This window comes from Brachybacterium sp. Z12, assembly GCF_014400405.1.
In the GTDB taxonomy this organism is placed as follows: domain Bacteria; phylum Actinomycetota; class Actinomycetes; order Actinomycetales; family Dermabacteraceae; genus Brachybacterium.
Window position 1 is genome coordinate 646,517 of record NZ_CP060496.1, and the last position, 11,520, is coordinate 658,036.

Consider the following 11,520-nt stretch of genomic DNA (forward strand, 5'->3'; position numbering starts at 1 on the left):
GGGCAGATGCTGCCCGGCGGCAAGGGCGCGAACCAGGCCGTCGCCGCCGCCAAGCTGGACGGGGACGTGCGGATGATCGGCGCGGTCGGCACCGACGCCCAGGCCCAGGTGGGCCTGGCCGGCCTGCGCGCCGCCGGGGTGGATCTGACCGGCGTGCGCGAGGTCGAGGGGCCGACGGGCCTGGCCATCGTCACCGTGGCGGAAGACGGTGAGAACTCCATCGTGGTGATCGCCGGCGCCAATGCGTCGGTGGACGCCGCCCAGGTGGCGTCGGCGAAGGAGGTGCTCGAGGCCTCCGCGATCGTGGTGTGCCAGGGCGAGATCCCGCGCGACGGGATCGAGGCCCTGCCGGCCCTGGTCACCGGACGGTTCCTGCACAACCCCGCCCCGGTCATGGAGCTCGACCCCGCGGTGCTTCGCGCCTCGAACCCACTGGTGGTCAACGAGCACGAGGCCGCCCTGGTCCTCGCGCAGCTGACCCCCGACGCCGAGGCGCCCGATAGCCCGGAGCAGATCGTCCGCGCGCTGCGCGAGGCCGGGATCGCCTCGGTGGTCCTCACCCTCGGCGCCCAGGGATCGCTCGTCGCGGACCCGGAAGGGCTGCACCGGATCCCGGCCGCGCCCGTCACCGCCGTGGACACCACCGGCGCCGGCGACGCGTTCATCGGCGCGCTCGCCGTGGGCCTCGCCCGTGGGGAGTCCCTGCCCGCCGCCGCCCGCCTCGCCTCCCAGGTGGGGGCGTACGCGGCGACCGGCAACGGCGCCCAGCCCAGCTACCCCAGCACCGGCGACGAGCTGCCCCCGCTCGCGGAGGTGAACGCATGAAGCGCGGCGGGATCCTCCACCCCGAGCTGTCCGCGCACCTGGCCCGCCTGGGCCACACCGACACCTTCGTGATCGGTGACGTGGGCCTGCCCGTGCCGCCCGGCGTGGCGCGCGTGGACCTCGCCGTGACCCTCGGCGTGCCCGGCTTCGCCGAGGTGCTCGACGCGATCCTCGCCGAGATCGAGGTGGAGGGCGCGGTCATCGCCACCGAGGCGGCGGGCTCGGCGGCCGGTGCACTGCTCGATGCCCGAGTTCCGGGCGCCGAGACGGTGCCCCATGAGGAGTTCAAGCAGCTGACCGGTCAGGCACGGTTCGTGGTGCGCACGGGGGAGACCACCCCGTACGCGAACGTGATCGTGCGGTGCGGCGTGCCGTTCTGAGTACGTAGGACGGCGCCGGGAACACCGCGAGGGCGGCCGAGATCAGCGGCTGCCCGTCGGCCGTGGTGCCGCCGCGAGTGAGCATGCCGAGCCAGTGAGATCGGAGTTCTCCTCCACAAAAGTTCGAACTTTCGCGACCGTCCCCGCTAAGATGGGTGCATGAGTGCTCCCTTGCGTATGCCCGCCACCACGGCCACCAAGAAGGGTGCCGGCTACCTTGCAGAGAAGGCGGCTGAGCGCACCGTTGTGCTGACCAACCATGGCAAGCCCACCGCCGTCGTCATGAGCCCCGAACGGTTCGACGAACTAGAGCGCTCCCTCCGTGCGGCTGCTGAGGAGCTCATCCGGGGGTCTCCACCCTTGTGGCGGAGCGCTCGGAGTTCCACACCATCGATGCGTCACGGGCACAACTTGATGCGCGACGGTGAACGGTTCCCGGAGGACCAGGCTGAGGTGGTGCTGAGCACCGAAGCCGTCGAGTGGATCGCCGAGCACGTCGAGCAATCCCGCTGGGATGAAGTCCTCGACGACATCCGTGCCCTTTTCACACAGCCAGCAGGGAAGCATCCCCTGTCCAATCGCGGCGGGACCGACCGGCTCGCGGGTCTGAACACCACGGCCACCCTTGGTGCCGACTGTCGAATCGTCTTCCGCTCCTCGGTCTCCTCGGAAGGCACGGGCCTGATCGAGATCATCGCCCTGGGCAAGCGCAGCGACAATCGGATCTATGACGCCGTGAACGCGCTCATCACGAGTGGAAAGCTCACCGAGGACGAGGCGCAATCGATCTGGGAAATGCTTGCGCTCTACGAGACGACTGCCGAGAAGCACGGGCTCGAGCTGTGGGACTACCGGCCTGAACCTGCACCGCCAGGGCTCATCAGGTCTGCAGTCGCCTCGGGAGCACTGCCGCTCGAGATCGCCGAGCAGCTGACGAAGGACGAGATCAACGAAGCTCTCACGCATGCGTGGGATCCCGAGACGGGTGAGCCGGATCCAGCACGAGCGCTCGCGGCCGCCCTCGGCAGAGTCGCAACCAGTTCCACCCCGGAACGGATCATGGCGCAGCGCTCCAAGCCTAGATGCGGAGCGCATATGCCCATCGCTGACCAGCCCTGCATCCGCGTCCGTGGGCACGCCGGAGCGCACCGGGCCGTTGCCTGACTCGGGTGCGCGTGCACTCCGGGACCCGCGCGGTTGCTCACCCGGGTGAGCCCGCCCCGGTGGCGGCCCCGCCCAGCGCTTCACGGATGATCCGCGCGTAGTCCTCCTTGCCCTCGATCTCGTGGATGACAGGCTTCGGGTCCCCGGGCACGACCACCACCCATCGGGTCAGGATCCCCGTGGCCATCTTCCCGATCACGATGCGGCCGCCCTCGGCGAGGTCGAGCGTGAGGTACGGGTCCGCGTCCCCGTGATGGAGCCGGTCCTGGAGGCCGGGAAGCTCGTCGAGGATCCAACCGCGGATCCGCTCGAGGTCGTAGAACAGGGTGGCGGCGTCCGTGATATCGCGGGTGGGGAACATCGGTGGTCCTCTCGTCCGGCCCCGGCCATGGGGGCTCCGGTGTGGTCGCGACCAGCGTTCCACAGGGGTGCGACGCCCGTGCCGCGCTGATCCTGGGGCGCAAGGCCGCAACCCTCGCCCCTGCCTGAGCGAACTCCCGGATCCCGCTGCGCGGCGGGCGCACCGCGTACAGCACCGACCTCGAAGGCGACTCCGCGTGAGGACCTGCAGCTAGCAGACGTCGGGGATCCGGATCCCTTGCAGCGCGCGGAGCCCCGCCTCGACGATCGCCCTGGGGTCGATGTCGTGCTCGGAGTGCAGGCGTGCGTAGACGGGGGCGCTGATCGGATCGACGCGCGTGGCCGGTTCCTCCGCAGCGCTTGCGGCCGTGGCGACGCTCCCGATGACGAAGTTCGACATCGCGTAGGCCACCGACAGCGGATCATCGTCGCCGTCGTCGGCGAGAAGCCCGAGGAGCCGCTCGGAGAGCCGTACGTACGCGGGCCCTCGGGGAGGCCTCAGCCCGATCACCTGCGGTCCCCACGGGTGGCGCCCCAGGTGGTCGTAGAGGGCGAGGAGGAGCTCGCAGGGATTCTCGATACGGGCATCCCAGACCTGGCCGTCGCGGTCCAGGACCTGGTCGAGCGACAGGTCGAGCAGGTCATCGACGGACTGTATGCGTGAGTAGAGGCTGGGCGGCGCAACACCCAGCCTCGTCGCGAGTGCGCGGATGGTCAGCGCCGAGATCCCGCCCTCGTCCAGCAGGGCCGCCGATTCCCGAGCCAGCTCGTCGATCACGACCGCGCGGGCGCGCTGCACAGGCTTGGGGTCGTCCCAATAGCTCATGAATCCAGTGTACAAGCTAAACGAACAACGTTAGGTTAGGTGGATGCTCGACATCTCCTTCCTGCCCGTGTCCGATGACAGGGTCCGGCTGCGTGCGATGGCCCATGCCGACGCGACTGCCTACGCCCAGGGGACAGAGGACGAAGCCGTCCGTGCCTTCGCCCACCTGCCCGCGCCGCAGTACACCCCGGACTCGGTGATCCGCATGATCGACGGGACGATCGCCGAGGGACTGGCCCGCGGCGACCTCGCCATCCTGACGATCGCGGACGCCGTCACGGACCGCTTCGCCGGAAGCCTGGTGCTCTTCGACGTGACCGAGGACGCGGCCGAGGTCGGCTTCTGGCTGCGACCGGAGGCTCGCGGCGCAAGTCTGACCAGCGCCGCACTGGGCCTCGCCGTCCTGTGGGCGCAGCAGAGCGGCCTGAGGGCGCTCACCGCTCGCACTTCCGCTGACAACATGGCTTCCCGGCACGTCCTCGCGAAGGGCGGGTTCCTCCCGATACGACGGGCCCGGGGCACAGCGCCATCCGGATCGCAGGTCGACCTCGTCCACTACGAGCGCGTCCTGCCCGACCGCGAGGACCCGGACGCTTCGAGCTGAGTCCGCCCATCGGCCGAATGGCGGATGCTGGGCAGCGCCTGTCCCCCGATGTGCTCAGCGACCGGCCCCTGAATGCTGGAAGCATGAACCAGATAGCAGTGGACATAGAACATCTGAGCAAGTCCTACGGCGACGTCCTCGCCGTCGACGACGTCAGCCTCAGCATCGGTCGGGGCGAGATCTTCGGGATCCTCGGTCCGAACGGCGCGGGCAAGACCACCACGGTGGAGCTGATCGCGGGGCTGCGGGTGCCCGACGGCGGCAGCGTGCGAGTGCTCGGCCTCGACCCGATCTCCGATCGCGGTGAGATCACCCGCCTCGTCGGCATCCAGCTGCAGGAGAGTCGACTCCAGCCGAAGATCACCGCCCGGGAGGCACTGCAGCTGTGGTCGGCCTTCTATGACGATCCCGAGCCATGGCCGCAGCTCGCCGAGCGCCTCGGACTGACCGGTCTGCTCGATCAGCAGTTCCGGACGCTCAGCGGAGGCCAACAGCAGAGGCTGTCGATCGCCCTCGCGCTCATCGGCCGTCCGCAGGTGGCCATCCTCGACGAACTCACCACCGGCCTCGACCCGCGGGCTCGGCGCGAGGTATGGCAGCTCGTGCGCGACGTGAGAGAGCGCGGCGTCACCATCCTCCTGGTGACCCATGCGATGGAAGAGGCGCAGGGGCTCTGTGACCGCATCGGGATCATCAACGACGGCAGGGTCCGAGCGGTGGACACACCCGATGGCCTGATCGGACGGGCGGCCGCAGCGACCGTCACCTCCTTCATGGCCGAGTCCGCCGTCGACCTGGAGGCGCTGCGGACGATTCCGGGAGTCGCCGCGGCCCGCAGGGAATCCGGCCGCATCGTCGTCGAGGGCGATGACGAGGCCCCGTTCCTCGTCCTCAGCTGCCTGGAGAGCCAACGGATCGTTCCCCGCCGGCTGCGTGTCCAGGACGGGTCCCTCGACACCGCGTACCTGGACCTCATCTCGACCCCACCCGTTCTCACCGACCCGACCCCGAACCTCACCCAGGAGCCCGCACGATGACCGCTCAGACGATGCCGACCCTCTACCCGACCCGGCGCGGCAGCCCGACCATCGCTGTCCTGCACGCCGAGAGCAGGCTCTTCGGTCGCGAACTCGGTTCGCTCTTCTACATCCTGCTCTTCCCGGTGGTGCTGCTGAGCATCCTCGGCGCGATCCCGTCGTTCCGCGAGGACAGCGCGGACCTCGGAGGCATGTCCGTGGTCGACCTCTACGTCCCAGTCACGGTCCTGCTGTCGATGATCATGGCGGCCCTGATGGCGATGCCGTCCATCGTGCTCGCGTACCGCGAGGCCGGCGTGCTGCGCCGACTCCGCACCACTCCGGTGCGACCTGCCTCGATTCTGGTGGTGCAGGTCCTGCTGCATGCCGCCACCGTGGCGGGATCCTCGATCCTCCTGCTCACCGTGGGACGTCTCGTGTTCGGCACCCCTCTTCCCCAGTCGTGGCCCGGATACATCGGCGCCTATGTCCTGGCGCTGGTCGCATCCTTCTCCCTGGGAGCTGCGATCACCGCGATCTCCCCAATGCCCGGATGGCCGCCGTCCTGGGATCCCTCGCGTTCTTCGGATCGATGTTCACCGCAGGGGTGTACCTCCCGGTGCAGGCGATGGAAGGACTGCTCCGCCGAGTCGTCGAGCTCACCCCGCTCGGTGCCGCATCGGAGGCGATGAACGCCGCAATGCTCGGAGCACTTCCGGAGCTGCGCGACCTCCTCGTCGTCGCTGCGTGGGGAGTGCTGCTGGCACTCTTCTCAGTGCGCTTCTTCCGGTGGGAGTGAGATGCTGAGATGGTGGATGCATCCCGTGAGAGCACCAGAGGGGAGCGGTGGGCCCCCACCGTTCCCCTGGCCATGCTCGTGCTCGCATCCGCAGTCGCGGCCCCGACCGCCGTGCTCTTCGGTGTCCACACCCCGGGCTGGCTGGTCACACAGGCCGGCCTCGTCCTCGTGAGCGCCGCGTGGACCTGGTGGTCGCTTCTGCAGCGCCGGCATCGAACGCCGGGCTCCTCAGCCCCGGACATCCACTTCCTGGGGCGGATGACGCTCGCATTCCTGCTGACCTGGATCAACCCGTTCTTCGGAATCTATGCATGGGTCGGATACCTGGAGCTGGCCGACCTCCGGAATCGCTGGGTGCGGCGCATCGGCCTTGTCGGCGTAGCACTCACTCTCGCCGGGTCTCAGTCCGGTGGTTTCCCTCCGACCGGCGGGATCCAGTGGCTCGTGTTCACGGTGCTGCTGATGGTCAACATCGGCCTGGCCGCCCTGCTGGGACATCTCCAGCTGCGCGATGCCCGCAGGGAAGAGGAGCAGAAGGCGATGATCGCCGAGCTGGGCCGGGTGAACGCCGACCTTGAGCGCGCTGCCAGGGAGAACGCTGCTCTGCACGACACGGTCGTCGCGCAGGCCCGGCGTGCCGGAGTCCAGGACGAGCGACAGCGGCTGGCCCGGGAGATCCACGACACGCTCGCCCAGAGCCTGGCGGCGATCCTCGCCCAATTGCAGGCCGCTCAGCATGACCCGGAGCCCGAGGCCAGGCTCTCGAGGGCAACCGACCTGGCCCGCACCACCCTCGGTGAGGCCCGCCGATCCGTCATGGATCTCGCCCCCGGCCCGCTGACCTCCACCAGCTTGGTCGACGCGATGACCGCGCTGGTCACGGACTGGTCACTGGATCGCCCTGTGCATGCCGACGTGATCATCGTCGGAGAGGCCAGGCCCTTGCATGCCGAGGTGGAGGCGACCGTGCTGCGCATCGCGCAGGAGGCGCTGTCCAACGTCGGCAAGCATGCCGACGCCTCCCGTGTCGGTGTCACCGTCACGTATGACGATGACCAGATCGCTCTCGACGTCCGCGACGACGGCAACGGCTTCGATCCCGCCACGTCGGTGACCGACTCGTCCTTCGGGCTGCGGGGGATGCGGCAGCGAGCCGCGCGTCTCGCCGGCACCTTGGACATCGAGACGGCGGCCGGCCAGGGCACGGCCGTCTCCCTGCATCTGCCCGCGCTGTCGAGAGAGGCCGCAGCATGATCCGCGTCGTCGTGGTCGATGACCACCCAGTCGTCCGCGATGGAGTCGTCGCGACCATCTCCGCTGCGCCGGACCTGGAGGTCGTGGGGCAGGCAGCGAGCGGCCCCGAGGCGGTCCGAGTCGCCGCAGCTGCAGAACCCGACGTGGTCGTGATCGACCTGCGCATGCCCGGTGGCGGTGGTGTCGAGGCCGTGCGGGAGATGAAGGCCCGCGGGCTCGAGGCTTCGGTGCTCGTGCTCACCACCTACGACACGGACTCGGAGACCGTGGCAGCGATCGAGGCCGGAGCGACCGGATACCTGCTGAAGGACTCCTCGGCCGAGACCCTCATCGGGGCGATCCGTTCGACCGCCGCCGGGGAGACGGTGCTCTCCCCGGCGATCGCCACGCGTCTCGCCTCCCACGTGCACAGCCCCTCGCGCAGAGCCACCCTGAGCGCCCGGGAACGGGAGGTGCTGCTGCTCGTGGCGAGAGGCACCCCGAACCGGCTGATCGCCAAGGAGCTTTTCGTCAGCGAAGCCACCGTCAAGACCCACCTGGCCCACATCTTCAACAAACTCGGCGTGTCCGACCGAGCAGCCGCCGTCGCCACCGCCTACGAACTGGGGATCCTGGGCTGAGCGCGGCCCCCTGCGATCCCCGCATCAGTCGCCAGACAGGCCTCGAGCACGAACGCGGTGTGACTCCACAGCAGAGCACCTCCCGCGCCGTCCACAACCCGCCGATGAGCCTCAGGGATGCGCTGGCCCAGGTGCTCTCCCAGATCCGGTGAATGGGACCGGTCCTCGGCGCCGAAGAGGATGTGCACGGGGCACCGGAGCGACGTCCACTCCAAGGGCCAGGGGGACATGGCCATCAGCGTGTCCTGGACGTAACCGCGGCCTTCCTGCGCGAAACCCTCACGCAGCGCTGTCCGGTAGTCGGTCAGGAACGAGGGATGGGAGTAGCAGGCCCGATCGACAGCTGAGCCCCCTCCAGCACCATCTGCTCCATCGTCGCCGCATTCATGGACTCCAGCAGTTGAGCCGCGGAGTCCCGCCGGTGAGCGACCAATCGGACCAGCTCCTGTGCGTCCTCGGGAATGAGGTCATGGACAGCGGGATGTGCCACCTCATCGGCCGGTGACACCAGTGTGTCAGATGCGCGGTCCACCCCGCCGCAGCCATGGCGAGGCCGAACAGCGCTCCCTGGGAGTTGGCCACGACCGAGAACGGCCTCTCCAACCCGAGCACCGAGGTGGCGAAGATCCGGTAGTCCTCTGCGGTCGACTTCACTGTCCGACCGGGGTCGTGGGTGGACCCGCCCAGGCCGGGACGGTCCATCGTCAGCAGCCGCATCTTTCCGGCCACCAGAGCGGAGACCCCGAACCGCATGCTCCGGCCCGTGGCGGCTCCGGCGATGTAGAGCACCGGGGGCGCCGACTCGGAACCCGAGACAGTGCCCGTCAGCAGCCGGCCGCTCGGAGTGGAGCATGCCGCGGAAACCTGTTCGTGAAGCATGCGTCGGACCGTACCCACCGAGACAGATGCCGGGAACTGATTTCCGGTCGTCACGGGCAGGATCAACCGATCGGCGGATCAGCGGGCCGACCGGTCGACCGATGTGCTCCCGTGCTCATCCGGGAGGCCGCCCTCTGCCTGCTTCTCGTTGCGGTGATGCCGACGGTGGTCGAGACAGAGGGCGAGCACGCTGCCGGCTGCCCCGCTGAGGGGGAGCAGCGAGCCCATGGCGAGGACGAACACTGGGAAGGAGCCGCTGGAGCCCAGGCTCCGGCTCAGCACGTCCTGCAGGACGACCCCCGCAAGCAGACCGCCCACAAGGCCGAGCAGACCGATGCCCAGCCTCCTCATGACGTTGACCTGATCCGCTGGAGGAGCAGCGCCAGGAAGCCCGCGACAAGCCCCCAACCAGCGTTGAACAGCACGAACGGAAGGATCGCGACCGGACGTGCGAGAGGCCCGGCGAGCTGCCCATCGAGGATGGGGGAGAGAACCGCGCTCAGGACGATCGACAGCACGGCGTAGGTGACACCTGCCAGGACCAGGGTCAGGACGGGCGCCACGTCCCTGCGCAGCCCTACGGCTACGACCCAGACGACGGTGATGGCGACGGTGAGCACCAGAGGCACTGCGGAGGGAACAACGATGTCCAGCTGGGAGGCGATGATGCGGGTCATGGGCCTGACCAGGGCGAAGGTCCCCAGTCCGAGGATGGTGAGCCATGGCAGGGAGCGTCGTGTGTTCATGGTGATGACGCTATGGAGGACACGGCCGTCCGTCGTCAGCCTCACCTCTCGACCTGGGCCGCGCCCGGGCGCGCTCGCGGTACGTCGAGAAGCGTGCTCGGAGCCCGCTCCTGACCGTAGGCAACGCGTCCCGGACACTTCTAGACTGAGTCGATGGCCAGCTGGCAGGACGACGCGGATGACGGATCCCCTCCGGTCCGAACGGGGGACGCCGTCCTCGCGGGCGCCGTCGCCGTCGTGCTGAGCGTGGTGATCCTGATGTCGCAGCTGGGCTCTGGGGCTCGACCGGATGTCATGGCATACGTGTTCGCCCTCGGGTTCGGCGCAATCCTCCTGCTCCACCGCACCATGCCCGTGGCCGTGCTGGCCCTCAGCATCCTGGGAACCTTCGCGTACTACGCACTGGGATACCCGCCCATCGGAGTCGCCCTCCCCGTCGTCGCGGCTCTCTGCTGCGCAGCGCAGTCCGGGCTGACCCGGTGGGCGGTCGGCGGTGGGATCCTGGTTATGTCCGTCTCGATGTACTTCAGACTCCGTGACGATCCCCAGCCCGTGGGGTTCGTCCTGGGCACGGACTCGGTCACCAACCTGGCGTTGATCACGGCCGCCATCGCCCTCGGATACGGGATGCGCGCACGCCGACTCCACATCTCGCAGCAAGCGCGCATCACGCGGCTGACGAATGCGCAGCACGAGCGAGAGGCCCAGATGCGTGTGCAGAACGAGCGTGGTCAGATCTCGCGAGAGCTCCATGACACCGTGGGGCACATGCTCACGGTCATCTCGCTGCACGCGAATGTTGGTCGGGAAGCGCTCGGACGGGATGACGCGGCGGTCGCGCGAGCACTCGATGACGTGGCAGAGCATAGCGGCCGAGCTCTGAAGGAGCTGCGCACGATGGTCGGCGTGCTCCGCAGCGACCAAGATGCGCCGCGCCAGGTTCGGTCGTTCAAGGACATGGACACCGTTCTCGAGAGCGCGCGAACAGCAGGTCTCGACCTGACGGTGGACGTCTCCGTTCGCCCCCAGGACCTCGCCCCGGCCGTGGAGGCAGCGGTCCACCGGATCGTCCAGGAGTCGCTCACCAACGTCATTCGCCACGCAGGGGCCGCATCCGTGCAGGTCAGCGTGGCAAATGAGAATGGTCAGGTGCACGTCAGTGTCATGGACGACGGCGACGGAGCCCCCGCCGGCAGCGGGCCCGGCTACGGGCTGACAGGGATGACTGAACGGGCCCGTCTGCTCGGCGGCACGCTCAGCTCGACCACCTTGCCCGGCGGTGGCCACCTCGTCCATGCCGTCCTGCCCGTAGGAGCGCCGTCATGATCCGCATCGTGCTGGTCGACGACCAGGAGATGGTGCGCACCGGCCTGCGCGTCCTGGCCCAGAACGATGGCGACATCGTCGTGGTGGGGGAGGCGGCCGACGGCAGAGCAGGCCTCGGAACCGTCCGCCAGCTGCGTCCGGCCGTCGTCCTCATGGACATCCGCATGCCCCACCTCGACGGCATCACCGCAACCCGGCGCATCGTCCAGGACCCTGCGCTCGCCGATGTCCGTGTCATCATGCTGACCACGTTCGACGAGGACGACGACGTCCTTGCAGCGATCCACGCCGGCGCGTCCGGATATGTGCTCAAGGACGTCGCCCCCGACGATCTTCGCGAAGCGATCCGAGTGGTCGCCGCCGGCGACTCACTGCTGTCCCCGACGATCACCACCAAGGTGCTGGGCCATCTGAGCGACCGCCTGGGGAGGGAGTGCATCCGGAACTGCTGAACCCGTTGACCTCCCGCGAACGCGAGGTCCTGGCGGGTGTCGGCAAGGGCGAGTCCAACCAGGAGATCGGCGCGAGACTGCACATCAGCCCCGATACTGCGCGCACTCACGTCAGCCGGCTGCTTGCCAAGCTGGGCGCGCGCGATCGCGCGCAGCTTGTCGTCCTCAGCTACGAGTCGGGGCTCACCCGCCCGGGAAGACCCTCGACGGAGCGGTCGGCAACAGACGGGCCGTCTCCCGGGTGAACACCAGGGGACCCAGTCGCCGTC

General features: G+C 68.9%; 16 protein-coding genes and 1 pseudogene. 12 read left to right on the plus strand and 5 right to left on the minus strand.

Features of this window, described 5'->3' with window-relative positions; genetic code table 11:
* The first annotated feature begins 6 nt into the window (after positions 1-6).
* From H3H54_RS03460 to H3H54_RS03470, 4 genes and pseudogenes are all read left to right on the plus strand, one after another.
* Positions 7-825 carry a ribokinase gene (locus tag H3H54_RS03460; protein WP_262425524.1) on the plus strand — a complete coding sequence of 273 codons (819 nt, stop codon included), beginning with the start codon at positions 7-9 and terminating at the stop codon, positions 823-825.
* Complete coding sequence (gene rbsD / locus H3H54_RS03465) at positions 822-1,205, plus strand: D-ribose pyranase (RefSeq protein WP_262425525.1); 384 nt, start codon at positions 822-824, stop codon at positions 1,203-1,205. Before H3H54_RS03460 ends, rbsD begins: the two co-directional genes overlap by 4 nt.
* A gap of 177 nt (positions 1,206-1,382) precedes the next feature.
* A pseudogene (locus tag H3H54_RS19415) lies at positions 1,383-1,517 on the plus strand (type II toxin-antitoxin system prevent-host-death family antitoxin); the annotation flags it as partial.
* 141 nt (positions 1,518-1,658) lie between these two features.
* A complete protein-coding gene (locus H3H54_RS03470; RefSeq protein WP_262425526.1) occupies positions 1,659-2,369 on the plus strand; it encodes a hypothetical protein in 711 nt (236 codons plus the stop codon).
* Between the two features lie 37 nt (positions 2,370-2,406).
* Here the strand turns inward: H3H54_RS03470 and H3H54_RS03475 are convergent, their stop codons facing one another.
* Positions 2,407-2,730 carry a hypothetical protein gene (locus H3H54_RS03475; protein ID WP_262425527.1) on the minus strand — a complete coding sequence of 108 codons (324 nt, stop codon included), beginning with the start codon at positions 2,728-2,730 and terminating at the stop codon, positions 2,407-2,409.
* 210 nt (positions 2,731-2,940) lie between these two features.
* Positions 2,941-3,555, minus strand: coding sequence for a TetR/AcrR family transcriptional regulator (locus H3H54_RS03480; protein WP_262425528.1), 615 nt, complete (start codon positions 3,553-3,555; stop codon positions 2,941-2,943).
* A 43-nt stretch (positions 3,556-3,598) separates the two neighbouring features.
* Between H3H54_RS03480 and H3H54_RS03485 the strand changes: the two genes are divergently transcribed.
* The 5 genes from H3H54_RS03485 (at position 3,599) to H3H54_RS03505 (ending at position 7,848) form a co-directional block, all read left to right on the plus strand.
* Complete coding sequence (locus H3H54_RS03485; RefSeq protein WP_262425529.1) at positions 3,599-4,159, plus strand: GNAT family N-acetyltransferase; 561 nt, start codon at positions 3,599-3,601, stop codon at positions 4,157-4,159.
* Between the two features lie 83 nt (positions 4,160-4,242).
* Complete coding sequence (locus H3H54_RS03490; protein WP_262425530.1) at positions 4,243-5,196, plus strand: ABC transporter ATP-binding protein; 954 nt, start codon at positions 4,243-4,245, stop codon at positions 5,194-5,196.
* On the plus strand, positions 5,193-5,867 hold the full coding sequence (locus H3H54_RS03495) for an ABC transporter permease (RefSeq protein ID WP_262425531.1): 675 nt from the start codon (positions 5,193-5,195) through the stop codon (positions 5,865-5,867). The genes H3H54_RS03490 and H3H54_RS03495 overlap by 4 nt, the downstream gene beginning before the upstream one ends.
* A gap of 179 nt (positions 5,868-6,046) precedes the next feature.
* On the plus strand, positions 6,047-7,228 hold the full coding sequence (locus H3H54_RS03500; RefSeq protein WP_262425532.1) for a sensor histidine kinase: 1,182 nt from the start codon (positions 6,047-6,049) through the stop codon (positions 7,226-7,228).
* The gene (locus tag H3H54_RS03505) at positions 7,225-7,848 is read left to right on the plus strand and encodes a response regulator transcription factor (protein ID WP_262425533.1); all 624 of its coding nucleotides are present in this window, start codon (positions 7,225-7,227) and stop codon (positions 7,846-7,848) included. Before H3H54_RS03500 ends, H3H54_RS03505 begins: the two co-directional genes overlap by 4 nt.
* Positions 7,849-8,232: 384 nt before the next feature.
* On the opposite strand, the gene H3H54_RS03510 is transcribed toward H3H54_RS03505, so the two are convergent.
* From H3H54_RS03510 to H3H54_RS03520, 3 genes are all read right to left on the minus strand, one after another.
* A complete protein-coding gene (locus tag H3H54_RS03510; protein ID WP_262425534.1) occupies positions 8,233-8,727 on the minus strand; it encodes an alpha/beta fold hydrolase in 495 nt (164 codons plus the stop codon).
* A gap of 78 nt (positions 8,728-8,805) precedes the next feature.
* Positions 8,806-9,078: a hypothetical protein gene (locus H3H54_RS03515; RefSeq protein WP_262425535.1), complete on the minus strand. Its 273-nt coding sequence runs from the start codon at positions 9,076-9,078 to the stop codon at positions 8,806-8,808.
* A complete protein-coding gene (locus tag H3H54_RS03520; RefSeq protein WP_262425536.1) occupies positions 9,075-9,473 on the minus strand; it encodes a hypothetical protein in 399 nt (132 codons plus the stop codon). The genes H3H54_RS03515 and H3H54_RS03520 overlap by 4 nt, the downstream gene beginning before the upstream one ends.
* A gap of 153 nt (positions 9,474-9,626) precedes the next feature.
* Between H3H54_RS03520 and H3H54_RS03525 the strand changes: the two genes are divergently transcribed.
* From H3H54_RS03525 to H3H54_RS18645, 3 genes are read left to right on the plus strand one after another with little or no spacing between them, the layout of a single operon-like run.
* A complete protein-coding gene (locus H3H54_RS03525) occupies positions 9,627-10,799 on the plus strand; it encodes a sensor histidine kinase (RefSeq protein WP_262425537.1) in 1,173 nt (390 codons plus the stop codon).
* A complete protein-coding gene (locus H3H54_RS03530; RefSeq protein ID WP_316249129.1) occupies positions 10,796-11,251 on the plus strand; it encodes a response regulator transcription factor in 456 nt (151 codons plus the stop codon). The genes H3H54_RS03525 and H3H54_RS03530 overlap by 4 nt, the downstream gene beginning before the upstream one ends.
* Complete coding sequence (locus tag H3H54_RS18645) at positions 11,233-11,496, plus strand: helix-turn-helix transcriptional regulator (protein WP_316249130.1); 264 nt, start codon at positions 11,233-11,235, stop codon at positions 11,494-11,496. Before H3H54_RS03530 ends, H3H54_RS18645 begins: the two co-directional genes overlap by 19 nt.
* The last annotated feature ends 24 nt before the right edge of the window (positions 11,497-11,520 follow it).

Bases quoted from the DNA above. Each gene is read 5' to 3' on its own strand.
- H3H54_RS03495 (WP_262425531.1), top strand. From the start codon at position 5,193: ATGACCGCTCAGACGATGCCGACCCTCTACCCGACCCGGCGCGGCAGC.
- H3H54_RS03520 (WP_262425536.1), bottom strand. From the start codon at position 9,473: ATGAACACACGACGCTCCCTGCCATGGCTCACCATCCTCGGACTGGGG.
- H3H54_RS03510 (WP_262425534.1), bottom strand. From the start codon at position 8,727: ATGCTTCACGAACAGGTTTCCGCGGCATGCTCCACTCCGAGCGGCCGG.
- H3H54_RS03460 (WP_262425524.1), top strand. From the start codon at position 7: ATGCTGCCCGGCGGCAAGGGCGCGAACCAGGCCGTCGCCGCCGCCAAG.
- H3H54_RS03505 (WP_262425533.1), top strand. From the start codon at position 7,225: ATGATCCGCGTCGTCGTGGTCGATGACCACCCAGTCGTCCGCGATGGA.
- H3H54_RS03480 (WP_262425528.1), bottom strand. From the start codon at position 3,555: ATGAGCTATTGGGACGACCCCAAGCCTGTGCAGCGCGCCCGCGCGGTC.
- H3H54_RS03515 (WP_262425535.1), bottom strand. From the start codon at position 9,078: ATGAGGAGGCTGGGCATCGGTCTGCTCGGCCTTGTGGGCGGTCTGCTT.
- H3H54_RS03485 (WP_262425529.1), top strand. From the start codon at position 3,599: ATGCTCGACATCTCCTTCCTGCCCGTGTCCGATGACAGGGTCCGGCTG.
- H3H54_RS03500 (WP_262425532.1), top strand. From the start codon at position 6,047: ATGCTCGTGCTCGCATCCGCAGTCGCGGCCCCGACCGCCGTGCTCTTC.
- H3H54_RS03525 (WP_262425537.1), top strand. From the start codon at position 9,627: ATGGCCAGCTGGCAGGACGACGCGGATGACGGATCCCCTCCGGTCCGA.
- H3H54_RS03530 (WP_316249129.1), top strand. From the start codon at position 10,796: ATGATCCGCATCGTGCTGGTCGACGACCAGGAGATGGTGCGCACCGGC.
- H3H54_RS03490 (WP_262425530.1), top strand. From the start codon at position 4,243: ATGAACCAGATAGCAGTGGACATAGAACATCTGAGCAAGTCCTACGGC.
- H3H54_RS03475 (WP_262425527.1), bottom strand. From the start codon at position 2,730: ATGTTCCCCACCCGCGATATCACGGACGCCGCCACCCTGTTCTACGAC.
- rbsD (WP_262425525.1), top strand. From the start codon at position 822: ATGAAGCGCGGCGGGATCCTCCACCCCGAGCTGTCCGCGCACCTGGCC.